At 72.0% G+C, this 23,549-nt stretch carries 25 protein-coding genes and 3 tRNA genes; 7 read left to right on the top strand and 21 right to left on the bottom strand.

The window, feature by feature from the left end; all coding sequences use genetic code 11:
* Window positions 1–407: 407 nt before the first annotated feature.
* The 6 genes from ALMP_RS11385 to ALMP_RS11360 all read right to left on the bottom strand — a co-directional run bounded on the left by ALMP_RS11385 (window position 408) and on the right by ALMP_RS11360 (window position 3,001).
* Window positions 408–1,463, bottom strand: coding sequence for a UDP-N-acetylmuramate dehydrogenase (locus tag ALMP_RS11385; RefSeq protein WP_264926694.1), 1,056 nt, complete (start codon window positions 1,461–1,463; stop codon window positions 408–410).
* Between the two features lie 109 nt (window positions 1,464–1,572).
* Window positions 1,573–2,001, bottom strand: a complete 429-nt coding sequence (locus tag ALMP_RS11380) for a MaoC family dehydratase (protein ID WP_264926692.1) — start codon at window positions 1,999–2,001, stop codon at window positions 1,573–1,575.
* Window position 2,002: 1 nt separating this feature from the next.
* Window positions 2,003–2,455, bottom strand: coding sequence for a MaoC family dehydratase N-terminal domain-containing protein (locus tag ALMP_RS11375; RefSeq protein ID WP_264926690.1), 453 nt, complete (start codon window positions 2,453–2,455; stop codon window positions 2,003–2,005).
* Window positions 2,456–2,556: 101 nt separating this feature from the next.
* Complete coding sequence (rpmG, locus tag ALMP_RS11370) at window positions 2,557–2,721, bottom strand: 50S ribosomal protein L33 (RefSeq protein ID WP_003948671.1); 165 nt, start codon at window positions 2,719–2,721, stop codon at window positions 2,557–2,559.
* Between the two features lie 89 nt (window positions 2,722–2,810).
* A tRNA-Met gene (locus ALMP_RS11365) sits at window positions 2,811–2,883 on the bottom strand.
* 45 nt (window positions 2,884–2,928) lie between these two features.
* A tRNA-Thr gene (locus ALMP_RS11360) sits at window positions 2,929–3,001 on the bottom strand.
* A gap of 257 nt (window positions 3,002–3,258) precedes the next feature.
* On the opposite strand from ALMP_RS11360, the gene ALMP_RS11355 reads away from it, so the two are divergent.
* Window positions 3,259–4,521: an amidohydrolase family protein gene (locus ALMP_RS11355; RefSeq protein ID WP_264926634.1), complete on the top strand. Its 1,263-nt coding sequence runs from the start codon at window positions 3,259–3,261 to the stop codon at window positions 4,519–4,521.
* A gap of 67 nt (window positions 4,522–4,588) precedes the next feature.
* Window positions 4,589–5,245 (top strand): SDR family oxidoreductase, encoded by a 657-nt coding sequence (locus tag ALMP_RS11350; protein WP_264926631.1) that lies wholly within the window; start codon window positions 4,589–4,591, stop codon window positions 5,243–5,245.
* Window positions 5,246–5,264: 19 nt separating this feature from the next.
* Here ALMP_RS11350 and ALMP_RS11345 read toward each other — a convergent pair whose 3' ends face one another.
* On the bottom strand, window positions 5,265–5,477 hold the full coding sequence (locus ALMP_RS11345; protein WP_264926629.1) for a hypothetical protein: 213 nt from the start codon (window positions 5,475–5,477) through the stop codon (window positions 5,265–5,267).
* A gap of 98 nt (window positions 5,478–5,575) precedes the next feature.
* Here ALMP_RS11345 and ALMP_RS11340 point away from each other — a divergent pair, with 98 nt between their 5' ends.
* Window positions 5,576–5,869, top strand: a complete 294-nt coding sequence (locus ALMP_RS11340) for a hypothetical protein (protein ID WP_264926627.1) — start codon at window positions 5,576–5,578, stop codon at window positions 5,867–5,869.
* Window positions 5,870–5,962: 93 nt separating this feature from the next.
* Here ALMP_RS11340 and ALMP_RS11335 read toward each other — a convergent pair.
* A tRNA-Tyr gene (locus tag ALMP_RS11335) sits at window positions 5,963–6,044 on the bottom strand.
* A 227-nt stretch (window positions 6,045–6,271) separates the two neighbouring features.
* Between ALMP_RS11335 and ALMP_RS11330 the strand changes: the two genes are divergently transcribed.
* Window positions 6,272–6,760 carry a YajQ family cyclic di-GMP-binding protein gene (locus ALMP_RS11330; protein WP_264926626.1) on the top strand — a complete coding sequence of 163 codons (489 nt, stop codon included), beginning with the start codon at window positions 6,272–6,274 and terminating at the stop codon, window positions 6,758–6,760.
* A 72-nt stretch (window positions 6,761–6,832) separates the two neighbouring features.
* On the opposite strand, the gene ALMP_RS11325 is transcribed toward ALMP_RS11330, so the two are convergent.
* Entirely contained in the window at window positions 6,833–7,099 is a 267-nt protein-coding gene (locus ALMP_RS11325; protein WP_264926625.1) for a GlsB/YeaQ/YmgE family stress response membrane protein, read from the bottom strand.
* A gap of 172 nt (window positions 7,100–7,271) precedes the next feature.
* Here ALMP_RS11325 and ALMP_RS11320 point away from each other — a divergent pair, with 172 nt between their 5' ends.
* A complete protein-coding gene (locus ALMP_RS11320) occupies window positions 7,272–8,528 on the top strand; it encodes an APC family permease (RefSeq protein ID WP_264926624.1) in 1,257 nt (418 codons plus the stop codon).
* A gap of 426 nt (window positions 8,529–8,954) precedes the next feature.
* Here ALMP_RS11320 and ALMP_RS11315 read toward each other — a convergent pair whose 3' ends face one another.
* The 12 genes from ALMP_RS11315 to ALMP_RS11260 form a co-directional block, all read right to left on the bottom strand.
* Window positions 8,955–9,347 carry a YccF domain-containing protein gene (locus ALMP_RS11315; protein ID WP_264926623.1) on the bottom strand — a complete coding sequence of 131 codons (393 nt, stop codon included), beginning with the start codon at window positions 9,345–9,347 and terminating at the stop codon, window positions 8,955–8,957.
* Window positions 9,347–10,207: a zinc metalloprotease HtpX gene (gene htpX, locus ALMP_RS11310; protein ID WP_264926622.1), complete on the bottom strand. Its 861-nt coding sequence runs from the start codon at window positions 10,205–10,207 to the stop codon at window positions 9,347–9,349. Before htpX ends, ALMP_RS11315 begins: the two co-directional genes overlap by 1 nt.
* A gap of 196 nt (window positions 10,208–10,403) precedes the next feature.
* Entirely contained in the window at window positions 10,404–11,918 is a 1,515-nt protein-coding gene (locus ALMP_RS11305; protein ID WP_264926621.1) for an NADH-quinone oxidoreductase subunit N, read from the bottom strand.
* Window positions 11,915–13,489 (bottom strand): NADH-quinone oxidoreductase subunit M, encoded by a 1,575-nt coding sequence (locus ALMP_RS11300; RefSeq protein ID WP_264926620.1) that lies wholly within the window; start codon window positions 13,487–13,489, stop codon window positions 11,915–11,917. The genes ALMP_RS11305 and ALMP_RS11300 overlap by 4 nt, the downstream gene beginning before the upstream one ends.
* Window positions 13,490–13,495: 6 nt before the next feature.
* A complete protein-coding gene (locus tag ALMP_RS11295; protein ID WP_264926619.1) occupies window positions 13,496–15,490 on the bottom strand; it encodes an NADH-quinone oxidoreductase subunit L in 1,995 nt (664 codons plus the stop codon).
* Window positions 15,487–15,864 (bottom strand): NADH-quinone oxidoreductase subunit NuoK, encoded by a 378-nt coding sequence (nuoK, locus tag ALMP_RS11290; RefSeq protein ID WP_264926618.1) that lies wholly within the window; start codon window positions 15,862–15,864, stop codon window positions 15,487–15,489. Before nuoK ends, ALMP_RS11295 begins: the two co-directional genes overlap by 4 nt.
* Entirely contained in the window at window positions 15,864–16,502 is a 639-nt protein-coding gene (locus ALMP_RS11285; protein ID WP_264926617.1) for an NADH-quinone oxidoreductase subunit J, read from the bottom strand. The genes nuoK and ALMP_RS11285 overlap by 1 nt, the downstream gene beginning before the upstream one ends.
* Entirely contained in the window at window positions 16,499–17,059 is a 561-nt protein-coding gene (locus ALMP_RS11280) for an NADH-quinone oxidoreductase subunit I (RefSeq protein WP_264926616.1), read from the bottom strand. Before ALMP_RS11280 ends, ALMP_RS11285 begins: the two co-directional genes overlap by 4 nt.
* A gap of 2 nt (window positions 17,060–17,061) precedes the next feature.
* Window positions 17,062–18,030: a complex I subunit 1 family protein gene (locus ALMP_RS11275; protein ID WP_264926615.1), complete on the bottom strand. Its 969-nt coding sequence runs from the start codon at window positions 18,028–18,030 to the stop codon at window positions 17,062–17,064.
* Window positions 18,027–19,400, bottom strand: coding sequence for an NADH-quinone oxidoreductase subunit C (locus tag ALMP_RS11270; protein ID WP_264926612.1), 1,374 nt, complete (start codon window positions 19,398–19,400; stop codon window positions 18,027–18,029). Before ALMP_RS11270 ends, ALMP_RS11275 begins: the two co-directional genes overlap by 4 nt.
* On the bottom strand, window positions 19,397–20,002 hold the full coding sequence (locus ALMP_RS11265) for an NADH-quinone oxidoreductase subunit B (RefSeq protein ID WP_264926610.1): 606 nt from the start codon (window positions 20,000–20,002) through the stop codon (window positions 19,397–19,399). Before ALMP_RS11265 ends, ALMP_RS11270 begins: the two co-directional genes overlap by 4 nt.
* Window positions 19,993–20,415, bottom strand: a complete 423-nt coding sequence (locus tag ALMP_RS11260) for an NADH-quinone oxidoreductase subunit A (protein ID WP_264926608.1) — start codon at window positions 20,413–20,415, stop codon at window positions 19,993–19,995. The genes ALMP_RS11265 and ALMP_RS11260 overlap by 10 nt, the downstream gene beginning before the upstream one ends.
* Window positions 20,416–20,784: 369 nt before the next feature.
* Between ALMP_RS11260 and ALMP_RS11255 the strand changes: the two genes are divergently transcribed.
* Both ALMP_RS11255 and ALMP_RS11250 read left to right on the top strand, forming a co-directional pair.
* On the top strand, window positions 20,785–21,990 hold the full coding sequence (locus ALMP_RS11255) for a sensor histidine kinase (protein ID WP_264926606.1): 1,206 nt from the start codon (window positions 20,785–20,787) through the stop codon (window positions 21,988–21,990).
* 114 nt (window positions 21,991–22,104) lie between these two features.
* Window positions 22,105–23,469: a sensor histidine kinase gene (locus ALMP_RS11250; RefSeq protein WP_264926604.1), complete on the top strand. Its 1,365-nt coding sequence runs from the start codon at window positions 22,105–22,107 to the stop codon at window positions 23,467–23,469.
* The last annotated feature ends 80 nt before the right edge of the window (window positions 23,470–23,549 follow it).

Raw genomic sequence — 23,549 nt, 5'->3', positions numbered from 1 at the left:
CGGGGGCGCGGGGAGAGGGGGGAGGGGACGGAAAAGGCGGGGGCGCGGGGGGAGAGAGAGCCGGGGGGCCGAGCGCGGGGTGCGCCGGGCGCGGGGATGGGGAGCGCGGGCGCGCCGGGCGCCGGGCGCGAGGGCACGGAGAGCCGGGACTGCACGGCGCGGCGGTACGGGGAAAGCACCGCACGGGGTACGGGAAGCGCGCTCAGGGCCGAGAGCCCCCAACTGGTCGACGCGAGGCGCCAAGGCCGCGGCGGCGCTGCCGGACGCAGAGGGCCGCCCAGGCCGGCCCGGTTCGCCTGCCTCCCTGAAGCCCCTGGGCTCGACCCGGGCCTCTCGTGCCCACAAGGCCCGGCCGAGTCCCGGTCAGCGCCGGACCCCGGTCGCCCCGAGGCTCTACGGCCCGCCCCCTACAGCCCGACCCCCACCATCACCGGCTCGTTGACCAGGGTGATGCCGAAGGCCTCGCGGACGCCGGCCACGACTTCGCGGGCCAGGGTCAGCAGGTCCTCCGTGGTGGCCTCGCCGCGGTTGGTGAGAGCGAGGGTGTGCTTGGTGGAGATGCGGGCGGGTCCGCTGCCGTACCCCTTGGTGAAGCCCGCCTTGTCGATCAGCCAGGCCGCGGAGGTCTTGGTGTGCCCCTCCCCCGCCGGATAGGCGGGCGGCTCCACGCCGTCGCCGAGCCGCTCCTTCACGCGCGCGTGGAACACCGCGAAGTCGGCGTCGCTGAGGATCGGGTTGGTGAAGAACGACCCGGCCGACCAGGTGTCGTGGTCCTCGGGGTCGAGGACCATGCCCTTGCCGGCCCGCAGCTTCAGCACCGTCTCGCGGGCGTCGGCGAGCGGCACCCGGTCGCCGGGCTCCACGCCCAGCGCCCGCGCCGTCTCGGCGTACTTGATCGGCGCCGACAGCCCGCCCGCGTCCTCCAGTGCGAAGCGCACGCGCAGGACGACGTACCGCTCGGGGTCGGCCTTGAAGCGGCTGTGCCGGTAGGAGAAGGCGCACTCCTCGTTGCTCAGGGTGACCGTCTCGCCCGCGCGGCGGTCGTAGGCGATGACCTCGGTGATGGTGGAGGAGACCTCCTGGCCGTACGCCCCCACGTTCTGGATCGGCGTCGCGCCCGCCGAGCCGGGGATGCCGGCCAGGCACTCGACGCCGGCGAGCCCGGCCTCCACAGTGCGGGCGACGGCGTCCGTCCACACCTCACCCGCCGCCAGCTCCAGCGTCGTACCGGCCGGCTCGAAGCCGCTGGTGGCGATCCGCAGCGCCGTTCCGGCGAAGCCCTTGTCACCGATGACGAGGTTGGATCCGCCGCCGATGACGAGCAGCGGTGTGCCGTCGGCGTCGGCCTCGCGCACGGCGGCGATCACCTCGGCGTCGGTCGTCGCGGTGACCAGCCGGGTGGCGGGGCCGCCCAGCCGGAAGGTGGTCAGCGGGGCGAGCGGGGCGTCGTGGAGTTCCAGCACGCGCCCAAGCCTACGAGACGCCACCGACAGCCCCGCCCACCCGCTCGGGCACGCGTAAGGGGCGCCCCGCAAGGGAGAACGCCCCTTACCCCACCGTTCGAACAGCCGGTCAGGCCAGCCGCACGACCGCCCGCGACATCCCCAGCACCTTCTGCCCCGCGCTGGTCACCGTCAGGTCGACGCGCACGGTGTTGTCGTCGAGCTTGGCCCCGACCTTGCCGCTGACCTCGATCAGGGCGCCCTGGTCGTCGTTGGGGACGACGACGGGCTTGGTGAAGCGCACGCCGTAGTCGACGACCGCGCCCGGGTCGCCGGTCCAGTCGGTGACGACGCGGATCGCCTCGGCCATGGTGAACATGCCGTGCGCGATGACGTCCGGCAGGCCCACCTCCTTGGCGAACTTCTCGTTCCAGTGGATCGGGTTGAAGTCCCCGGAGGCCCCCGCGTACTGCACGAGCGTGGCGCGCGTCACGGGGAAGGACCGGCTGGGCAGCTCGGTGCCGACCTCGACGTCGTCGTAAGCGACCTTCGCCGTCATCTCAGCCCTCCTCGGCCGCGCGGGCGACCAGCTTCGTCCAGGCGGTCACGACGTGCTCGCCGGCCTCGTCGTGGACCTCACCGCGGATGTCCAGGATGTCGTTGCCGGCGAGCGACTTGATGCCCTCGATGGTCGAGGTCACGGTCAGCCGGTCACCGGCGCGCACCGGGCGGCGGTAGGCGAACTTCTGGTCGCCGTGCACCACCCGGCTGTAGTCCAGGCCGAGCTGCGGGTCCTGGACGACCTCTCCGGCGGCCTTGAAGGTGATGGAGAACACGAAGGTCGGCGGGGCGATCACATCGGGGTGCCCGAGCGCCTTGGCGGCCTCCGGGTCGGTGTACACCGGGTTGTCGTCCCCGACCGCCTCGGCGAACTCGCGGATCTTCTCCCGGCCCACCTCGTAGGGCTCGGTGGGCGGGTAGGTCCGCCCGACGAAGGACTGGTCGAGCGCCATGGGCTCGGCACCTCCTGGTTGCTCTACTGACCGGTATGGGTCGCTCAACGACGCGAGGCCGCCCCCGATCACTCGGGGACGGCCTCGTGTACGAGCCTGATTTATCGCGTCTCGCGGTGCGCGGTGTGCGCGTTGCAACGCGGGCAGTGCTTCTTCATCTCAAGACGGTCCGGGTTGTTGCGCCGGTTCTTCTTGGTGATGTAGTTCCGCTCCTTGCACTCCACGCAGGCCAGCGTGATCTTCGGGCGGACGTCGGTGGCAGCCACGTGAGTGCTCCTTGACGAACGGATGGGACGATTTAACGCAAGAAAGAGTAGCCGATCGAAGGACCGACCCCGCAATCGGCTACTGTCAGTAGCGGTGACCGGACTTGAACCGGTGACACAGCGATTATGAGCCGCTTGCTCTACCGACTGAGCTACACCGCTTTGATGCGATCGGTCCCGCCTCGCGGCGGGAACCTCTCACACCAGAGCCCCAATACGGAATCGAACCGTAGACCTTCTCCTTACCATGGAGACGCTCTGCCGACTGAGCTATTGGGGCGAGCGATGAAGACATTACACGGTCCGCCGCCGTTCACCCAAATCCATTGCACGCCCCCCACCACGGCCCCTTCCGCCGAGGTCCCGCCGCGCCCGTGAGCCCCTCCCGCCCACCTGATCACCCCCGTCAGGACCCGCCGGACCACGCCGGTACGACTATTGCGCTCCTCCCCGACAGCGCCGGACGGCCGCCCTAGGCTCGACTCACTCTGCGTGATCTTGCCCCGAGACCTCCCGTCCCCGAGCCCCTGGAGCGCGATGCCCGACACCCGGCCGCAGCCGCCCCGCTCGTCGTCCTCCGCGCCGTCCGGGCAGCCCGACCCTGCCGCCCTCCTGCTGTGCGGCGCGCGCCTCACGGACGGCCGGACCGTGGACGTACGGCTGGGCCGCGGGCGCATCGAGGCGGTCGGCACGGCCGGCAGCCTGACGGCCGGCCCGTCGCGTACGAGCGGCACCCGCGTGGACCTCGACGGCTACCTCCTGCTGCCCGCCCCGGCCGAACCCCACGCGCACGCCGACACCGCGCTGTCGGCGGACACCGAGGGCCCCGTCTCCTACGCCCCCCGGGACGTCCAGCGCCGTGCCACGGAGGCCGCGCTGCTGCAACTCGGCCACGGCGCGACCGCGCAGCGCGCCCACGTGCGCGTGGGCGACGTCCAGGGCCTCGGCGCGCTGGCCGCCACCCTCCGCGCCCGGCGCTCGCTGCACGGGCTCGCCGAGCTGACCACGGTGGCGATGCCCCGGGTGCTCACCGGGGTGGCCGGCGCCGACGGGCTGGCGATGCTGCACGACGCGGTGCGGATGGGCGCCTCCGTGGTGGGCGGCTGCCCCGACCTCGATCCCGACCCGACGGGCTACGTCGAGACGGTCCTGGAAGTGGCCTCCGAGCACGGCTGCCCCGTCGACCTGCACACCGACGCCACCGACCCGGCCCGCCTCGCCCGGCTCGCCGCGATGGCCGGCGGGCTGCGCCCCGGTGTCACCCTCGGCCCCTGCGCGGGCCTCGACCGGCTGCCCGCCGAGACCGCCGGCCGCACCGCCGACCGGCTCGCCGCGGCCGGCGTGACGGTGGTCTGCCTCCCCCAGGGCGGCTGCGGCGCCGCCGAACGCCGCGGCACGGCCCCCGTACGGCTGCTGCGCGCGGCCGGGGTCCGGGTCGCGGCCGGCAGCGGGGCGCTGCGGGACGTGTCGAACCCCGTCGGCCGCGGCGACCCGCTGGAGGCGGCCTACCTCCTCGCCTCCCGCCACGGCCTGCGCCCCGAGGACGCCTACGACGCCGTCAGCGCGTCGGCGCGGGCCGCCCTGGGCCTGCCCGAGGTCCGCGTGGAGGCGGGCTTCCCCGCCGACCTGCTGGCCGTCCGCGGCGACCGTCTCTCCGGCGCGCTGTCCCTGGCGTACAGCCGCATCGTGATCCACCGGGGGCGGGTGGTGGCCCGTACCAGCGCGGTCCGCGAGTACCGCAACTCGGCGGCGGCCGCGGAACTCGGGTTCCCGCGGCAGGGTCGCGGCCAACTGTCGTAGGCGGCACGGCCGCGCGAGCCCTCGGGCCGGGCGGCGTACGCGCGTGTGCGGGCGTACGGTCGGAAGCATGCGCATTGTCATCGCTGGGGGTCATGGTCAGATCGCGCTGCGGCTGGAGCGGCTGCTCGCCGGGCGCGGGGACGAGGTCGCGGGCATCATCCGCAAGGCCGAACAGGCGGACGACCTGCGGGCCGTCGGCGCCGAACCGGTCGTGCTGGACCTGGAGTCGGCGTCGGTCGAGGAGGTCGCCGAGCGCCTGCGGGGCGCGGACGCGGCGGTGTTCGCGGCGGGCGCGGGCCCGGGCAGCGGGGCGACCCGCAAGGACACCGTCGACAAGGGCGCGGCCGTGCTGTTCGCGGACGCGGCGCTCCGCGCGGGCGTACGCCGCTTCCTGGTCGTCTCGTCCTACGGCGCCGACGCCGGACGGCAGGGCGACGAGATCTTCGACGTCTATCTGCGCGCCAAGGGCGAGGCGGACGCCTACGTCCAGGGCCTGGACGGACTCGACTGGACGGTCCTGCGCCCGGGTTCGCTGACGGACGACGCGGGCACCGGCCTGGTCCGGCTGGAGGCGCGCACGGGCCGTGGCGCTGTCCCGCGCGACGACGTGGCCGCCGTCCTGGCGGAGCTGCTGGACACTCCGGCGACGGCCGGCCTGACGCTGGAACTCATCGGCGGGTCGACGCCGGTGTCGGTGGCGGTGAAGGCGGTCGCGGGCAACTGAGGCCCCCGCACCGCCCGTTCTAGAACAGGGGCAGCTGCCCCGGGATGTCGGGCACGACGTACCCGTCCAACGAGGGCTGGACCGCGCCGAGTTGGGCGATCCGTCGGGAGCCGGGGCAGGAAGTGAGCTGTCCGTTGTCCCGCGCTCCCGGCGGGTCGTGCCGTGCGAAGCGTCCGGCGACGACGGCGATCTCGCGACGGCACTCGGGGCAGGCTCTGCGGCGGCTGGACATGCGCCCAGTCTGCCCGAGTGCGCCACGCGGGTACCGCGTCGCGCCGCACGCCCCGCTCGTCGCGCGGAAGTCCGCCCATCTCCCTAGCATCCGTACATGTGGCACATACCTTCGAGGAACTCGTGGAGAAACAGCGCGCGGCCGACGAGGCACACGCGAGGGTCCTGCACCTGCGGGACACCTACGGCGCGCCCACGGCCGCCCCCTGGTCGGAGACGCAGACCGACACCTACGAAACCGCGTGGCGCGCCTGGCGCGACCTCGCCCGGGACGTCCAGGCCGCGGTCACCGAGTACGCCAAGGACGAGGGCAAACCGCGCAACGAGGTGGAGGCGGACGTGAAGCGGACCGCGAAGACACCGCGGGAGGCGCCACCGCCCCAGACGGAGTGATCCACGCCACTGGGCTTGCACGCATCCCGCGAGCATCAACGAGAAAACCCCTCCGCCCTGCGTTTCCGCAGTTCGGAGGGGTTTCACTCAGCGTGGCGGCGCCAGGATTCGAACCTGGGAAGGCTGAGCCGGCAGATTTACAGTCTGCTCCCTTTGGCCGCTCGGGCACACCGCCGGGTTTCGCTGCCTGTTCGAACCGCTTTTCGGCGGTGCTCCCTGGCAACGACGTAAACGATACCTGATGGACGGGGGTGCTTCGCACCTGGATTCCGCGCCGCCCCGACGGAGCGGGGTGGCTAGGCTTGTCCGGATGCGGCCCGCGCCCCGCGCCGGGCTCGGCGACAGCCCTCACGGACGCCGACACGCACCCCGATACGCACCCGATACAAGGAGCCACAGGACATGGCCGACTCCAGTTTCGACATCGTCTCGAAGGTCGAGCGGCAGGAGGTCGACAACGCCCTCAACCAGGCCGCCAAGGAGATCTCCCAGCGTTACGACTTCAAGGGCGTCGGCGCCTCGATCTCGTGGTCCGGTGACAAGATCCTGATGGAGGCGAACTCCGAGGACCGGGTGAAGGCTGTCCTCGACGTCTTCCAGTCGAAGCTGATCAAGCGCGGGATCTCCCTGAAGGCGCTGGACGCCGGCGAGCCGCAGCTCTCCGGCAAGGAGTACAAGCTCTTCGCGGAGATCAAGGAGGGTATCTCCCAGGAGAACGCGAAGAAGGTGGCCAAGCTCATCCGTGACGAGGGCCCCAAGGGCGTCAAGGCCCAGGTCCAGGGCGACGAGCTGCGCGTCAGCTCCAAGAGCCGCGACGACCTCCAGGCCGTCATCGCCCTGCTGAAGGGGCAGGACTTCGACTTCGCGCTCCAGTTCGTGAACTACCGGTAGGCATCACAGTGTGGGTGGGCGCCCGGGGCGGTGCCCACCCTCGCGTCCGCCTCCCGTCGGGACGCGGTCCGCTCAGTCCCGCGAGTGGCCGAACAGGATGCGGTACACGATCAGCAGCACCAGCGATCCGCCGATCGCCGAGGCCCAGGTCGCGCCGTCGTAGAAGTCCTTGCTGATGGGGTGGTCCAGCCAGCGGGCCGATATCCAGCCGCCGATGAACGCGCCCGCCACACCGATGACGGTGGTGCCGATGAGGCCGCCCGGGTCCCGGCCCGGGAGCAGGACCTTGGCGATGACTCCGGCCAACAGCCCCAGAATGATCCAGCTGATGATGCTCATGCCCTGAACCTGCCCTTCCGCGCTGTGCCCGCACTGTCCCGGGACTGTGATGTTGCTCCCGGCCTTCTCGGCCCGCCTGTCCGGCAGGTCGTCACCGCGCGTTCGTGCCGTGTTGGACGGGACGACGCCCCGACGACGACCCGCGGTTCCCCGGCTCAGTAGGGTGCGGCCCATGACACAGTCCGGATCCCCCGCCGAACTGCGGCGGACCCTGGGCGTCGGGGACGCCGTGGTCATCGGGCTCGGCTCGATGATCGGTGCGGGCATCTTCGCCGCCCTGGCACCCGCCGCGCACGCCGCCGGTTCCGGGCTGCTGCTCGGACTGGCGCTGGCCGCGGTGGTGGCCTACTGCAACGCCATGGCGTCGGCGCGTCTGGCCGCTCTGTATCCGGCCTCGGGCGGCACCTATGTGTACGGCCGCGAGAGGCTGGGCCCGTTCTGGGGGTATCTCGCGGGCTGGTCGTTCGTGGTCGGGAAGACGGCCTCCTGTGCGGCGATGGCGTTGACGGTCGGGGCGTACGTCTGGCCGGGGCAGGCGCACGCGGTGGCGGTCGCGGCCGTGGTGGCGCTGACGGCGGTGAACTACGGCGGCATCCAGAAGTCGGCCTGGCTGACGCGGGTGATCGTGGCGGTGGTGCTGGCGGTCCTCGCTTGTGTGGTCGTGGTCTGTCTGGGGTCGGCGGAGGCCGACGCCGGGCGGCTCGACGTCGGGGTCTCCGGGGGCTTCGGCGGCGTGCTCCAGGCCGCCGGCCTGCTGTTCTTCGCGTTCGCTGGGTATGCGCGGATCGCGACCCTCGGCGAGGAGGTGCGGGATCCCGCGCGGACCATTCCCCGCGCGATCCCGCTGGCCCTGGGCATCGCGCTGGCCGTGTACGCGTGTGTGGCGGTCGCCGTCCTTTCGGTGCTGGGGTCGGGGGCTCTGGGGGACGCGGACGCGCCGCTGGCCGAGGCGGTGCGGGCGGCGGGCGTGCCCGGGCTGGTGCCGGTGGTCCGGGTCGGGGCCGCCGTGGCCGCGCTGGGGTCGCTGCTCGCCCTCATCCTGGGGGTCTCGCGGACGACGCTGGCCATGGCGCGGGACGGTCATCTGCCCGGCGCGCTGTCCGCGGTGCATCCGCGTTTCCAGGTCCCGCACCGAGCCGAGCTGGCCGTGGGCGCGGTGGTCGCCGTCCTGGCCGCCACGGTGGACGTGCGGGGCGCGATCGGTTTCTCCTCCTTCGGTGTGCTGGCGTACTACGCGGTGGCCAACGCGTCCGCCTGGACGCTGGATCCGGCCCCGCTGACGCGGGCCCTGCCCGCACTGGGCCTGCTCGGCTGCCTGGTCCTGGCCTTCGCGCTGCCGGGAACCTCGGTGATCGCGGGGGCGGGTGTGCTGGCGGTGGGCGTGGTGGCGTACGGGGTGCGGGGCTGGGTGGCCGACCGCGGGCGGTGAGGGCGGGTTGTGGGGTTCACGGTGTGCGGATCGTGTGGTTCACGGTCCGCCGGTCGTAGGGTCCACGGTCTGCCGGTCGTAGGGTCCACGGTCTGCGGCCGCGCCGGCCGGTGCGGAGGTGGCCTTCGTAGGGTCCACGGTCTGCCGGTTCGTGGAATGCACGGGCCCAGGGTCGTGGGGTTCACGGTCCGGGGGTCGTGGGGTTCACGGTCTGCGGCTCATGGAGGTCGCCGTCAGCGGTTCGTGGGGCCCCGTCCGCGGGCTACGGGGCCAGGGGGCACGTGCCGGTCCGGGCGGTATCTGCGCAGGGGTCTGTGGGTGGTGCGTTCATGATCTGCGGGTCATGCGTTCATGGTGCCGGACGGCACTGACAATCGGGGGTGGCCTGTGGAAAACCCGCCGGTTGTGGACAACGGGCGGCCGGCGTCAGCGGGCGGCGAAGGGCTGGTCCGTGGGCACGATCTCGCGGCCCAGCGGGACCAGTGACACCGGGATCAGCTTGAAGTTGGCGATGCCGAACGGGATGCCGATGATCGTGACGCACAGGACGATGCCGGTCACGATGTGGGTGAGGGCCAGCCACCAGCCCGCGAGGACCAGCCACAGGACGTTGCCGAGGCAGGAGGGGGCGCCCGCGTCGCGACGCTCGACCGTCGTGTAGCCGAACGGCCAGAGGGCGTAGACGCCGATGCGGAAGGCCGCGATGCCGAACGGTATTCCGATGATCGTGATGCACAGGAGCAGGCCCGCGAACATGTAGCCCAGGAACAGCCAGAAGCCGCTGAGCACGAGCCATATGACGTTCAGAATGGTCTTCACTACGGGTGACCTGCCATCCTCTCGAGCCGGGCGATGCGCTCCGCCATCGGCGGGTGTGTCGAGAACATCTTGGACAGTCCCTGGCCCGGCCGGAACGGGTTCGCGATCATCATATGGCTCGCGGTCTCGATGCGGGGCTCAGGGGGCAGCGGGAGTTGCTTGGTGCCGTGTTCGAGCTTGCGCAGGGCGCTGGCGAGGGCGAGTGGGTCGCCGGTGAGCTGGGCGCCCGACGCGTCCGCCTCGTACTCCCGGGAGCGGCTGATGGCCATCTGGATGAGGGAGGCGGCGAGCGGACCCAGCAGCATGATCAACAGCATGCCGAGGATGCCGGGGCCGTCGTCGTCCTCGGAGCGGCCGATAGGGATCAGCCAGGCGAAGTTGACCAGGAACATGATCACGGAGGCGAGGGCGCCGGCGACCGAGGAGATGAGGATGTCGCGGTTGTAGACATGGCTCAGCTCATGGCCGATCACGCCGCGCAGCTCCCGCTCGTCCAGGAGCCGCAGGATGCCCTCCGTGCAACACACGGCGGCGTTGCGCGGGTTGCGGCCGGTGGCGAAGGCGTTGGGGGCCTCGGTAGGGGAGATGTAGAGGCGGGGCATGGGCTGTCGGGCCTGCGTGGAGAGTTCGCGGACCATGCGGTACAGGCCGGGGGCCTCGAACTCGCTCACCGGGCGGGCGCGCATCGCGCGCAGCGCCAGCTTGTCGCTGTTCCAGTACGCGTACGCGTTGGTGCCGAGTGCGACGAGGACCGCGACGACGAGCCCCATACGGCCGAAGAAGCTGCCGATGACGATGATGAGTGCGGACAGTCCCCCGAGGAGAACTGCGGTCCTGAGCCCGTTGTGCCGGCGGTGCACGGTACGCCCTCCAAGTCGTGCGGCAGGGGCAACCCTTTGCTCGCTGATCTGCGGTCCTGCTGGTGTCACTCGTGTCACGACCAGTGGACCCTCCCGTATGCGTCAACGCCAGGCGGCGGGCACTAGTTCCCTTGTGCGGGCAGGGGCGGGCGTGGGCCGTCCGGGTGACGGCCCACGTGGCGTGGGAGGTGACGGGTCAGAAGAGCGTCGTGTCGGCGAAGCGCAGGACCAGTTGGGGGGCTCCGGAGAGGGCGATGCCGAGGACGGCGGTGACGGCGAGCGCGGCCGTGAGGGGCGCGGGGACGCGGTGCGCGCCGGGTTCGCCCTCGGGGGCGCGGAACAGCAGGGCCGTCCACTGGAGGTAGTAGTACAGGGCGATCACGACGTTGACGGCCATGACCACGGCGAGCCAGCCCAGCCCGGCGTCGACGGCCGCGGAGAAGACGGTGACCTTCGCGAAGAGGCCGATGATGCCCGGCGGCAGTCCGGCGAGGCAGAGGAGGAAGAAGGCGAGGAGGAGAGCGGTGAGGGGGTTCCTCGCGTACAGGCCCCGGTAGTCGCTGACGCGGTTCGTCTCGCTCGTACGGCCGACGAGGGCGGCCACCGCGAAGGCGCCGAGGTTCACGGCGGCGTACATGAGGGCGTAGGCGAGGGTCGATCCCACGGCGTGCTCGGGGTCGTCGGCGTACGCGGCGGCGGCGATGGGGACGAGGAGGTAGCCGGCCTGGCCGACGGAGGACCAGGCGAGCAGCCGTACGGCGCTGTACGCGCGCGTGGCCTGCTGACGGAGGGCGCCGACGTTGCCGACGGTCATGGTGAGGGCGGCCAGCGCCGCGAGGGCGGGGCCCCAGACGTCGGCGTACGACGGGAAGGCGACGACCGTGACGAGGATGAGGCCGGAGAAGCCGACCGCCTTGCCGACGACCGAGAGGTAGGCGGCGACGGGCAGGGGTGCGCCGACGTAGGTGTCGGGGACCCAGAAGTGGAAGGGGACGGCGGCCGTCTTGAAGGCGAAACCGATGAGGGTGAGGACGACGCCGGTCTGGGCGAGGGTGTGCAGCTGTCCGTCGACGTCCTGGATGCGGTCGGCGACCAGGGTGAGGTGCAGGGTGCCGGTGGCCGCGTAGACGAAGCTGATGCCCAGCAGACTGACGGCGGTGGCGGTGACGGAGGACAGGAAGAACTTCAGGGCCGCCTCGGAGGACCTGCGGTCGCCGTGCCGGATGCCTACCAGGGCGAAGGCGGGCAGGGAGGCGACCTCCAGGGCGACGATCAGGGTGGCGAGGTCGCGGGAGGCGGGCAGCAGCGCGGCGCCGGCGGCGGAGGACAGCAGCAGGAACCAGAACTCGCCCTCGGGCAGGCGTCCTCGCGCGTCCTTCAGGGCGGTGACGGACAGCAGGGCGGCCAGCAGTGCCCCGCCGAGGACGAGGAACTGGATGACGAGGGTGAAGCGGTCGGCGGTGTAGCTGCACGCGCGTGTGCCGCCGGTCAGGCAGAAGGTGGAGCGGTCGGCGTCCAACAGCGGCAGCAGGAGGGCGGTGGAAGCGGCGAGGCCCGCGACCGACAGCCAGCCCAGGAGCGGCTTCTTCCGCTCGGGCACGAACAGGTCGGCGACGAGTACGGCGAGGCCCACGACGGCCGCGAGGGTGGGCGGGGCGATCGCGAGCCAGTCGACGGACTGGACGACGGACGGGGCGGCCAGGGAGCTCATCGGGTGCCTCCTGCGAGGAGCTGCTGCACGGCCGGGTCGGTCAGGCCGAGGAGGGCCTTGGGCCAGAGGCCGGCGACGACGGTGAGGACGACGAGCGGCGTCCAGGCCGCGAACTCGTAGGTGCGGACGTCGGTGAGACGTGGGGCGTCTGTCGGGACGGCGCCCATGCAGACGCGGCGGACCACGACGAGCAGGTAGGCGGCGGTCAGGAGGGTGCCGAACGCGGCGATCGCGGTGAAGGTGAGGAAGGCGGGGCGGCTGAGGTCGTCGGCGGGGTCGAAGGCCCCGAACAGGGCCAGCATCTCGCCCCAGAACCCGGCGAGCCCGGGCAGGCCGAGCGAGGCGACGGCGGCGAAGGCGAGAAGGCCGCCGAGGCGGGGGGCCTTGCCGTAGAGGGCGGCGCCGGTCTCCTCGGCGAGGGTGTCGAGGTCGGTGGTGCCGGTGCGGTCCTTCAGGGCGCCGACCAGGAAGAAGAGCAGGCCGGTGATCAGGCCGTGGGCGATGTTGGCGAACAGGGCGCCGTTGACGCCGGTCGGGGTGGTGGAGGCGATGCCGAGCAGGACGAAGCCCATGTGGCCGATGGAGGAGTAGGCGATGAGGCGCTTGAGGTCGCCCTTCGCGCCCCGCTTGGCGAGGGCCAGGCAGGCCAGGGATCCGTAGATGATGCCGACGACGGCGAAGGCGGCGAGGTAGGGCGCGAAGGTGTGGAAGCCGTCGGGGGCGACCGGGAGAAGAATCCGGACGAACCCGTACGTACCCATCTTCAGCAGGACTCCGGCCAGCAGAACGGAGCCGACGGTCGGGGCGGCGGTGTGGGCGTCGGGGAGCCAGCTGTGCAGCGGCCACATCGGGGTCTTGACCGCGAGCCCGATCCCGACCGCGAGAACGGCGATGACCTGCACGGATGTGGTCAGCGACCGGCCGTTGTCAGTGGCGAGTGCCACCATGTCGAATGTGCCCGCCGTGATTCCGATCAGGAGCAGGCCGAGCAGCATGACCACGGATCCGAGCAGCGTGTACAGGATGAACTTCCACGCCGCCCGGGTCCGGTCCTCGCCGCCCCAGCGGGCGATGAGGAAGTACATCGGGATCAGGACCATCTCGAAGGCGAGGAAGAACAGCAGCAGGTCGAGGACGGCGAAGGTGGCGAGGGTGCCGGACTCGAGGACGAGCAGCAGCGCGACGAAGGCCTTCGGGCTCGGGCCCGCCGGCAGGTTGAAGTACGAGTAGAGCGCGCACAGGAAGGTCAGCAGCGCGGTCAGGACCAGAAGGGGGAGGGAGATGCCGTCGATGCCGAGGTGGATACGTACGTCGAGTGCGGGGATCCAGCTGATGTCGGTGCTGGCCTGCATCTTCGACGGCTGGTCGTGGTCGAAGCCGAGCGCGAGGACGACCGCGGCGATGAGGATCGCGCCGGTCACGGTGACGCCGTGCCGCAGCACGGCCTGGTCGGGTGACTTCCCCTTCAGCCCGGGCGGAGCCGGCAGAAGAGCGGTGACGGCGCCGAGGAGCGGGCCGACGACGATGAACGCCAGAAGGAACTGCATCACGGACTCGCTGATATCGATCACGCCTGCTCACGCTCCCGTGGCGACGAGGAGGACGGCGACCGCCAGGACGACGGTGCCGGCGAGCAGCGCGCTCACATAGGTCTGGACGTTGCCGGTCTGGGCGCGCCGTACGGCGGTGCCGAGCCAGCGGGGCAGGGTGCCGGCACCGCTCACGTAGGTGTCGACGACCTCCCGGTCGAGGAACCGGACGAGGCTGGCTCCGCCGCGCACCGGGCGGACGAACAGGGTCCGGTAGACGGCGTCCAGGTGGAAGCCGACGGCCGCGTGGCGGTGCAGCGGGCCGAGCAGGAGCCGTCCGGGGTCGGCCGGGTCGGGGGCGGAGGCGATGTCTCCGTAGGCGGGCGCGTGGCTCGCGATGGCCTCGGCCTCGACCTGTCCGGCGTCGCCCTCGGGGTGGGCGGCGACCGCGCCCAGCGGGACGCGGGCCGCCAGGGCGGTGAGGTGCCGCCAGGCGGCGTAGGCGGCGAGGGCTCCGACGAGGGCCATCCCGGTGCCGAGGACGGAGGTGGTGAAGGTCGGGGCGAGGTCGCGGCCGTCGAACCAGTCGGGCAGCGAGCGGTAGGCGAACCCGCCGAGGGCGAGGGAGGGCACGGCGAGCACCCACAGGACGACGGTCATGGGCAGCGGCTGGCGGCCGTGGTCGGGGGCTTCGGCTCCCCGGCCGCGAAAGGCCAGCAGCCACAGACGTGTCGCGTAGGCGGCGGTGAGGAGGGCGGTGAGCAGACCGGCGACGAGGACGATCCAGCCCGCGGCGGCGGGGGCGTGCTCGGTGTGGCCGGTGGAGACGTGCTCGGCGGCGGCGAGGACGGACTCCTTGGAGAAGAAGCCGCTGAACGGCGGGATCGCGGCGAGCGCGAGGAGTGCCACGGTCATCGTCCAGAAGGCGTCGGGGACGCGGTCACGCAGGTGGCTCATGCGGGACATGGCGGCCAGCGAGTTGGTGCCCGCGGCGTGGATGATCACGCCGGCGGCGAGGAACAGCAGCGCCTTGAAGGCGCCGTGCGACAGGAGGTGGAAGACGGCGGCACCGCGGTCGCCGACGGCGAGGGCGGCGGTCATGTAGCCGAGCTGGCCGATCGTCGAGTAGGCGAGGACGCGCTTGATGTCGTCCTGGGCGAGCGCGGCGAGACCGGAGCCGGCCATCGTGACGGCGGCCATGACGGCGAGGACGACCATCGCGGCCTGGGAGGCCTCGAACACCGGAAGGAGCCGGGCGATGAAGTAGACACCGGCGGCGACCATCGTCGCGGCGTGGATCAGCGCGGAGACGGGTGTGGGGCCCGCCATCGCGTCGGGGAGCCAGGTGTGCAGCGGGAACTGCGCGGACTTGCCGGCGACGCCCGCCAGGAGCAGCAGGGCGATGAGCGTCGGGTGGTCGAGTCCGCCGTGGGCGACGGCGCCGAGGACCCTGGTGATCCGGAACGAGCCGGCGTCGGTGGCCAGGGCGAACAGGCCGATGAGGAAGGGCACGTCGCCGAGCTTGGTGACGAGGAAGGCCTTGATGGAGGCGGCTCGGGCCTCGGGGGTCTCCCAGTAGTGGCCGACCAGGAAGTAGGAGCAGATGCCCATGACTTCCCAGCCGATCAGCAGCACGATCAGGTCGCCCGAGTAGACGACGAGGAGCATCGCGGAGGTGAACAGGGAGACGAGGGCGGCGTAGGAGGGGTAGCGCGGGTCCTCGCGCAGGTAGCCGGTCGAGTAGATCTGCACGCAGGAGGCGACGAGGCCGACGAGGACGGCGACGAGGGCGGCGAAGCCGTCGATGTGCAGGGCGAGTTCGATCGGGATCGAGCCGGTGGGCGTGAGTTCGGTGGCCGCGTCGACGGCCGCGTCACCGCCCTGCCGTACGGCGACGAGGGCGGCCAGGACGAGGGAGGCGAGGGTCGGCAGGACGGCGAGCGGGCGGACGAAACCGGGGGCGGTGCGGCCGAGCAGCAGGCCGGCGACGGCTCCGAGGAACGGCAGGAGGGGGACGAGGACGGCGAGGGTGGTCGTGGTCACGCGGTGGCCTCAGCCTTCTCAGCCGCGGGGGTGGCGCTGTCGTCGGGGGTGTCGTGGCCCTCGGCGGTGTCGCGGAGCTTGTCGATGTCCGCGGTGCCGCGGTTGCGATGGACGGCGAGGACGATCGCCAGGCCGATGCCGATCTCGGCGGCGGCGATGGCGATGGTGAACAGGGTCAGGGCCTGGCCGGAGTGCAGGGTCTCCTCGGCGGTGCGGCTGAGCCACACGTCGAAGGCGACCAGGTTGAGGTTGACGGCGTTGAGCATCAGCTCGACCGACATCAGGACCAGGATCGCGTTGCGGCGGGCCAGGACGCCGTACAGGCCGGTGCAGAAGAGGAGGGCGGAGAGGACGGCGGGATAGGCGAGATGCATCAGTGGGCGCCTTCCTGCTCGGCCGGCTTCTTCCGGGCATCCGGGACGGATGGGGAACTCTCGGTGGTGGCCCGGGAGTTCACAGGGGGAGAGCTTTTCTCCGCCTTCGCCTTGCGGGACAGGACGATCGCGCCGACCAGGGCCGCGAGGAGGAGGACGGAGAGGGCCTCGAAGGGGAGCACCCAGTGCTGGAAGAGGCTCGCGCCGGTGACCTTGGTGGAGCCGGAGGCGGGGCCGTCCAGGTCGATCCAGGTGGTGCGGAAGGCGTCGACGACGACCCAGACCAGGGCGGCCGCGGCGGTGACGGCCACGGCGAGGGCGGCCCAGCGGTTTCCGGAGTCGGCGTCCGGTGAACGGCCGATGGGGGCCCGGGTGAGCATCAGACCGAACAGGAGGAGGACGACGACCGAACCGACGTAGATGAGGACCTGCACCCAGGCGATGAACTCGGCGGTGAGCAGGAGGTACTCGACGGCCAGGCCGCCGAGGGTCACCACCAGCCACAGGGCGGCGTGGACCAGCTGCCGGGTGGTGACGGTGACGAGGGCGGCGCCGAAGGTGACCAGGCCGACGAGGAGGAAGGCGATCTCGACGCCGGTCGGGGAGAGGAAGCCCTGCGGCGCTTGCACGAGGGTCACGACCGGCCCTCCTGGGGTTCGGCGGGTTCGGCCTGCGCGGCGGCGAGCTTCTCCGCCGTCTTGCGGGCGGCGGCGATCTCCTTGGGTTCCTCGGCGCCGGGGTCGAGGGCGGGCGGGGCCGGCACGGTCCACATCCACTCACGGAGCTTGTCGCGTTCGTGGGTGAGGTCACGGATGTCGGTCTCGGCGTACTCGAACTCCGGGGACCAGAACAGGGCGTCGAAAGGACAGACCTCGATGCAGATACCGCAGTACATGCAGAGCGAGAAGTCGATGGCGAAGCGGTCGAGGACGTTGCGGCTGCGCTCGCGGCCGCCGGGGGTCGCCGCCGGGACCGTCTCCTTGTGGGAGTCGATGTAGATGCACCAGTCGGGGCACTCGCGGGCGCACAGCATGCAGACCGTGCAGTTCTCCTCGAACAGGCCGATCACGCCTCGGGTGCGGGGCGGCAGATCGGGCTGGACGTCGGGGTACTGCTCGGTGACGGTCTTGCGCGTCATCGTGCGGAGGGTGACGGCCAGGCCCTTGGCGAGGCCACTGCCGGGAATGGGGGCCATGGTTACTGGATCACCACCTTGACGACGCCGGTGAGGGCGATCTGGGCGAGGGAGAGGGGGACGAGGAGGGTCCAGGAGAGCTTCTGGAGCTGGTCCTCGCGCAGCCGGGGATAGGTGACGCGGAGCCAGATCACGAGGAAGGCGAGTAGCGCGGTCTTCAGAAGGGTCCAGACCCAGCCGAGGCCGTCAGCACCCCAGGGGCCGTGCCAGCCGCCCAGGAAGAGGACGGTGGTCAGGCCGCACAGGACGACGATGCCGGCGTACTCGGCGAGGAGGAACAGTGCGAAGCGGAGGCCGGTGTACTCGGTGTACGCGCCGAAGATGATCTCGGAGTCGGCGACGGGCATGTCGAAGGGAGGCCGCTGGAGTTCGGCGAGGCCGGCGACGAAGAAGACGATCGCGCCGACGATCTGCCAGGGCAGCCACCACCACTCGAAGGCGTCGAGGATGCCGGGGAGGGAGACGGTACCGGCCGCCATCGCCACCGAGGCGGCGGTGAGCAGCATCGGCAGTTCGTAGGCGAGGAGCTGGGCGGCGGTGCGCAGGCCGCCGAGGAGGGAGAACTTGTTGGCGCTGGCCCATCCGGCCATGAGCGAGCCGAGGACGCCGACGCCCATCACGGCGAGCACGAAGAAGACACCCGCGTCGATGACCTCGCCGACCGCGCCCTCGCTCGGGCCGATCGGGATGGCGAGGAGGACGAGGAGGTACGGCAGGAGGGCCACGGCGGGGGCGAGCTGGAAGATACGACGGTCCGCGCCCGCGGGGACGACATCCTCCTTCTGCGCGAACTTCACGCCGTCCGCGATGAGCTGGGCCCAGCCGTGGAACCCACCGGCGTACATCGGGCCGAGGCGGCCCTGCATGTGGGCCATGACCTTGTGCTCGGTCTGGCCGATGATCAGGGGGAAGGTGAGGAAGACGACGAAGACGAGCAGGAGTCGCAGGCCGACGTCGAGAGCGTCGTTCACTGCGGGCCTCCGTGGGGGTTCTCGGGGGTGGGTTGGTCGGGCGTGGGCTCGTCGGGCGTGGGCTCGTCGGGGGCCGAGGTCTCCGAGGTCTTTATCTCTGGCGTCTTTGTCTCCGGAGTCGGGGACTCCGACGTCGGGGTCTCCGGAGTCGGGGTCTCGGGCCGGTCCTCCGGCTTCGTCGGTTCCGGTTCGCCGAAGGCGGGGCGGGCGTGGTGCCAGGGGGCGTCGGAGCTGCGGGGGGCCGTGGAGGGGCGCTGGCGGGGGGCCGTAGAGGGCCGCTGACTCGCGGAGCCTTCGGACGCGCTGCGCGCCCGCCGCGGTCCTGCCGGGCGCGGCGGAGTCGCCGAGGGCTCGGCGGAGGGGTCTGTGGGCGCCGTCGCGCTTGTGGTGTCAGTGGTGCTGTTGGTGTCCCTGTGCTCCGGCGCGGGTTGCGGTTCTCCTGCGGGTGCCGTGCCTTCTCCCCGCTGGGAGGCCGAGCCCTCGCTCGCGCTTCGGGAGCGGCGAGGGCCGGTCGGGCTGCCGGAGGTGCGTTCGGGTGTCGGTTGCGGCGAAGCCGGGGTGGCCTCGTCCGCCGTGCCCGACGCTGATACCGACGCCTGGCTGGCCGAGCCCTCGGCCGAGGTCCGGGCACGCCGGGCGGGGCGCTCACCCGCCGCCGTCGGTCCCGTGGCTGCCGAGGCGCCCTGGCTGGCCGAGCCTTCGGAGGCTGTGCGTGCGCGGCGTACGGGGCGCTCGCCCGGGGTGGTGCGGGACGGGCGTTCGCCCGGGGCGCCTCGGGCCGGGCGGGTCGGGGCAGGGGGGAGTTGGCCCTTCAGGGGGCCCCATTCGTTGGGGTCGGGGACGCCTGGGGGGAGCATCTGGCGGCGCTTGGGGCCGCCGTGCTCGGATTCGCCGGGTTCCTTCGCGCCGGGCCAGGCCTTGGCGACGCGGGAGGCGAGGACGAAGTCCTTGCGCAGGGGGTGGCCCTCGAAGCCGTCCGGGAGGAGGAGGTGGTCCAGGGCCGGGTGGTCGGAGAAGACGACGCCGAACATCTCGTGCGTCTCGCGTTCGTGCCAGGCGGCGCCCGCGTAGACGCCGACGGCGGAGGGGAGTGCCGGGGTCGCGTGCGGGACCGTCGTGCGCAGCAGCAGTCGGCGGACCGGGGCGAGGGCGACGACGTGGGCGCAGACGTGGAAGCCCGTGCCCGGTTCGTCGACGGCGCTCAGCCAGTCGAAGTAGGTGCAGCCGAGGCGGTCGCGCGCGGTCTCCAGGGCGGTGATCCAGGAGCCCGGGGGGACGTCCACGGCCAGGACCTCGTAGGACTCCTCGGCGGTGGCGTCGGGGCCGAAGAGTTCCTCGGCGGGGGCGGGCAGCCAGCCGGCCGTGGTCATCGGGCGTCACCTTCGGGGGTCGGGGGCTGCACCAGGCCGCTCTGCAGCGCGGCGGCGGACGGGCGGGCCGTGCCGGAGCCGTACCGCTCGCCGAGCGACTCGCGCGCGATCTTCTCCTGGAGTTTGAGGATCCCCTGGAGCAGTGCCTCGGGGCGCGGCGGGCAGCCGGGGACGTACACGTCCACCGGGATGATCTGGTCGACGCCCTTGGTCACCGAGTACGAGTCCCAGTAGGGGCCGCCGCAGTTGCTGCACGCGCCGAAGGAGATGACGTACTTCGGCTCGGGCATCTGCTCGTAGAGGCGTTTGACGGCCGGGGCCATCTTGTCCGTGACCGTGCCGGACACCACCATCAGGTCGGCCTGACGGGGGCCGGGGGCGAAGGGGATGACGCCCAGGCGGATGAAGTCGTGGCGGGCCATCGACGCGGCGATGAACTCGATCGCGCAGCAGGCGAGGCCGAAATTGAAGACCCACAGCGAGTAGCGGCGGCCCCAGTTGAGGACGACCTTCATCGGCTCCGGGGCGAGGCGGGCGAGGGCGCCCAGTCGTTTCGGCTCGGGGAGCAGTACGGGCTCGGAGGAGGTCGGGGTCACGTCCATGCCAGGACGCCCTTCTTGTATGCGTAGAGCAGGCCCACGGCGAGGAAGCCGAGGAAGACGAACATCTCCACCAGGGTGGTCGCGCCGTAGCCGGGGGCCGCGAAGACCGTCGCCCAGGGGAAGAGGAAGATCGAGTCGACCGCGAAGATCACGTAGAGGAAGGCGTAGACGTAGTAGCGGACCTGGGTGTGGGCCCAGCCCTCGCCGACGGGATCGACGCCGCACTCGTAGGTCAGGAGCTTCTCGGGGGTGGGGACCACGGGGCGCAGGAGGCGGCCCGCGCCGAAGGCGATCGCGACGAAGAGCACGCCGATGGCGGCGAGCAGTCCGACGACCGTGTACGCGTGGAAGTAGTCGTCCGACGCTACGACGACCGTCGAGTCCCTCAGCGCTGCGTGCGACGTCTGCGGCACCGTCCGTCCCTCGCTCCCCGGCTCCGGCCTCGGCCTCGGCCTGTTCGACGATCTGTACGCACGGGAGTCTAGGGCCTGATAAAGGCACGGTAAGCAGGCCGTCACACCTGGGGCAATGGGGGTGGGGTTTTCCCCAGGCGATGGAGGCGGCGGACTCCATGGCGCGCGGGCGCGGCGCGCGGCACGCTAGCCCATATGACCGCATCCAAGCCCGCGCGCGGAGCCGTGCCCGCCGGATCTCACGGCCCCACCGGACCCACCACTCCAGTACCCCCAGCCACCCCTGTACCCACCGGCGCTGCCGTACCCGCCGGTGCGCCCACCGGCCCCGCCGTACCGCCGAGACCCGTCAGGCCCACCGCCCCCACCGTGATCGCCGCCGGCCGGGACACGGGGGCCGGGCGGGAGGAGCGTCCGCTGCCGCCCGCCCGTCTCGCCTACGACGTGCAGACCTGGAAGGAGATCGCGCATCTCCTGGCGAACCTGCCGATGTCGCTGGCCGGCTTCACGTATGTGATGACGGTGCTGTTCACCGGCGCCATGCTGACCCTCACGGTGGTGGGTCTGCCGCTGCTGGCGCTCGGGCTGCTGGGCGCGCGGGGCATCGGCCGGTTCGAGCGGGGGCGGGCGCGGATGCTGCTCGGGGTGCGGGTGGACGAGCCGAGCCCGCTGCCGTTGCGCCGGGCGGGCAACCTGTTCCAGGGCATGTGGCTGGTGCTGAAGGACCCGGTGGCCTGGCGGACGGTCCTGTACGACTTCATCCGACTGCCGTGGGGGATCGTGACCTTCACGGTCGTCTTCACCTCCCTGTTCGTGCTGTGGCCGGTGCTGCCGTTCGTGGCGCGCGGGCTGACCAACGCGGACCGGGCGATGGTGCGGGCCCTGCTCTCGCCCTCCGACGAGCTGGAACGGCGTATCGCCGAACTGGAGTCCGACCGTGGGGTCGTGGTGGACACGGCCGCCGCCGATCTGCGGCGCATCGAGCGCGATCTGCACGACGGCGCGCAGGCCCGGCTCGTGAACCTGGCGATGGGGCTCGGCCTGGCGAAGGAGAAGCTGCTGGAGGGGCAGGCCGACGACCTTGTGGCGGCGATGGTCGAGGAGGCGCACGGCGAGGTGAAGCTGGCGCTCCAGGAGCTGCGCGACCTGGCCCGGGGCATCCATCCGGCGGTGCTGACCGACCGGGGTCTGGACGCCGCGCTGTCGTCGGTGGCCTCCCGCTGCACGGTCCCGGTGAAGGTGACGGTGGACCTGCCGTCCCGGCCCGCGCAGGCCATCGAGGGCATCGCCTACTTCACCGTCTCCGAGCTGCTGCAGAACATCAGCAAGCACAGCGGTGCCCGGTCGGCCTCGGTGGAGGTGTGGCGGGTGGACGACCGGCTGCTGGTGCAGGTGTGGGACGACGGCCGGGGCGGTGCGCGGCTGGACGGTGGTACGGGGATGCGGGGGCTGGCGGAGCGGCTGGGCGCCGTGGACGGCCTGTTCGTCGTGGACTCGCCGGAGGGCGGCCCCACGACGGTGACGGCGGAGCTGCCGTGGCGGGACCGTACCGACCAGCCCCGGCCCGCGAGGTAGGGAAAACCCCCCGTCCGAGACGCCGACGGACTCCATGGTCCGTGCGCCCGTCGCCGAGGAGGGTGGAGGTAGGGGACGACACCTGCGGGACGACGAGTAGAACGGACGACATCCATGGCCACGCAGTACAGCGAGTACGGGGCATACACGCCGTACGCCGACGAGTACGGACCCGGTGACGGCCGGCGCCGGCACCGGCTGCCGGCCGTGCTGCGGGCGCCGTTGGAGGCGCGCGCCTGGCGTGAGCTCGCCTATGTGCTGCTGAGCCTGCCGATCGGCATCGCGCTGTTCACGTTCGCGGTCACGGCGCTGTCGCTCGGCGCGAGCCTGATCGTGACGTTCGTCGGCATCCCGGTGCTGGCGGCGGGGCTGGCGGTGTGCCGGGGCTTCGCGGCGCTGGAGCGGGTCCGGGCGCGCGGACTGCTCGGACTGGACGTGGCCGCCCCCGAGCCGCTGCGGCCGCGCGGTCGGGGTGCGCTGGCCCGGATGAACGCCGTCCTCAAGAGCGGCGCGTCCTGGCGGCATGTGCTGTACGCGCTGGTGATCCTGCCGTGGGCGACGTTCTCCTTCTGCGTCACCGTGATCCTGTGCACGTTCGGCTGGTCGATGCTGACGTACCCGCTGTGGTTCTGGTTCTTCCCGATGTACGGCGGCCAGGACGGGCTTCAGCTGTACGGCGACGAGCAGCACCAGATCTATCTGAACAACCCGTTCGAGATCACCGTGACGGCGCTGGTGGGGCTGTTGGTCACGCTGGCCGTGCCGTGGATCGTGCGGGCGCTGACGACGGTGGACCGGCTGCTGGTGCACGGGTTGCTCGGGCCGTCGCGGCTGGCGTCGCGGGTGGTGGAGCTGGAGGTGGACCGGGGGGTCGTGGTGGACACGGCGGCGGCGGACCTGCGGCGCATCGAGCGGGACCTGCACGATGGGGCGCAGGCTCGGCTGGTGGCGCTGGCGATGGATCTGGGGCTGGCGAAGGAGAAGCTGCGGGAGGACCCGCGGGCGGCGGCGCGGATGGTGGACGAGGCGCACGGGGAGGTGAAGACGGCGTTGCAGGAGCTGCGGGACCTGGCGCGCGGGATCCATCCCGCGGTGCTGACGGACCGGGGGCTGGACGCGGCGCTGTCGTCGGTGGCCTCCCGCTGCGCGGTGCCGGTGCGGGTGGAGGTGGATCTGGCGGAGCGGCCGGCGCCGGCGATCGAGGGGATCGCGTACTTCACGGTGTCGGAGCTGCTGCAGAACGTCAGCAAGCACAGTCGGGCGCGGGCGGCGACGGTGGATGTGTGGCGGGTCGACAACCGGCTGCTGGTGCAGGTCGTCGACGACGGGGTGGGCGGAGCGGACGCCTCCGCGGGGTCCGGACTGGCGGGGCTGGCGGGACGGCTGGACGCGGTGGACGGGATTCTCGTGGTGGACTCACCGGCCGGGGGACCCACCCGGGTGACAGCGGAACTGCCCTGGCGTCCGGCAGGCCTCTGAACCGGCCTGAGCCCGTCCCGCCCCCACTCCGACCTGAGCCCCATCCCGCCCACCGCCCCGACCTGAGCCCCCATCCCACC

The sequence above is a fragment of the Streptomyces sp. A012304 genome (genome assembly GCF_026008495.1).
Lineage (GTDB): Bacteria > Actinomycetota > Actinomycetes > Streptomycetales > Streptomycetaceae > Streptomyces.
The sequence above is the reverse complement of the archived record's forward strand: the minus strand, read 5'-3'. Positions and strand labels throughout refer to the sequence as shown.

Excerpts from the sequence above, each read along its gene's own strand:
- ALMP_RS11380 (WP_264926692.1), bottom strand. The coding sequence starts at position 2,001 with ATGACGGCGAAGGTCGCTTACGACGACGTCGAGGTCGGCACCGAGCTG.
- ALMP_RS11375 (WP_264926690.1), bottom strand. The coding sequence starts at position 2,455 with ATGGCGCTCGACCAGTCCTTCGTCGGGCGGACCTACCCGCCCACCGAG.
- ALMP_RS11355 (WP_264926634.1), top strand. The coding sequence starts at position 3,259 with ATGCCCGACACCCGGCCGCAGCCGCCCCGCTCGTCGTCCTCCGCGCCG.
- ALMP_RS11350 (WP_264926631.1), top strand. The coding sequence starts at position 4,589 with ATGCGCATTGTCATCGCTGGGGGTCATGGTCAGATCGCGCTGCGGCTG.
- ALMP_RS11345 (WP_264926629.1), bottom strand. The coding sequence starts at position 5,477 with ATGTCCAGCCGCCGCAGAGCCTGCCCCGAGTGCCGTCGCGAGATCGCC.
- ALMP_RS11330 (WP_264926626.1), top strand. The coding sequence starts at position 6,272 with ATGGCCGACTCCAGTTTCGACATCGTCTCGAAGGTCGAGCGGCAGGAG.
- ALMP_RS11325 (WP_264926625.1), bottom strand. The coding sequence starts at position 7,099 with ATGAGCATCATCAGCTGGATCATTCTGGGGCTGTTGGCCGGAGTCATC.
- ALMP_RS11320 (WP_264926624.1), top strand. The coding sequence starts at position 7,272 with ATGACACAGTCCGGATCCCCCGCCGAACTGCGGCGGACCCTGGGCGTC.
- ALMP_RS11305 (WP_264926621.1), bottom strand. The coding sequence starts at position 11,918 with ATGAGCTCCCTGGCCGCCCCGTCCGTCGTCCAGTCCGTCGACTGGCTC.
- nuoK (WP_264926618.1), bottom strand. The coding sequence starts at position 15,864 with ATGCATCTCGCCTATCCCGCCGTCCTCTCCGCCCTCCTCTTCTGCACC.
- ALMP_RS11280 (WP_264926616.1), bottom strand. The coding sequence starts at position 17,059 with ATGGCCCCCATTCCCGGCAGTGGCCTCGCCAAGGGCCTGGCCGTCACC.
- ALMP_RS11270 (WP_264926612.1), bottom strand. The coding sequence starts at position 19,400 with ATGACCACGGCCGGCTGGCTGCCCGCCCCCGCCGAGGAACTCTTCGGC.
- ALMP_RS11265 (WP_264926610.1), bottom strand. The coding sequence starts at position 20,002 with ATGGACGTGACCCCGACCTCCTCCGAGCCCGTACTGCTCCCCGAGCCG.
- ALMP_RS11250 (WP_264926604.1), top strand. The coding sequence starts at position 22,105 with ATGGCCACGCAGTACAGCGAGTACGGGGCATACACGCCGTACGCCGAC.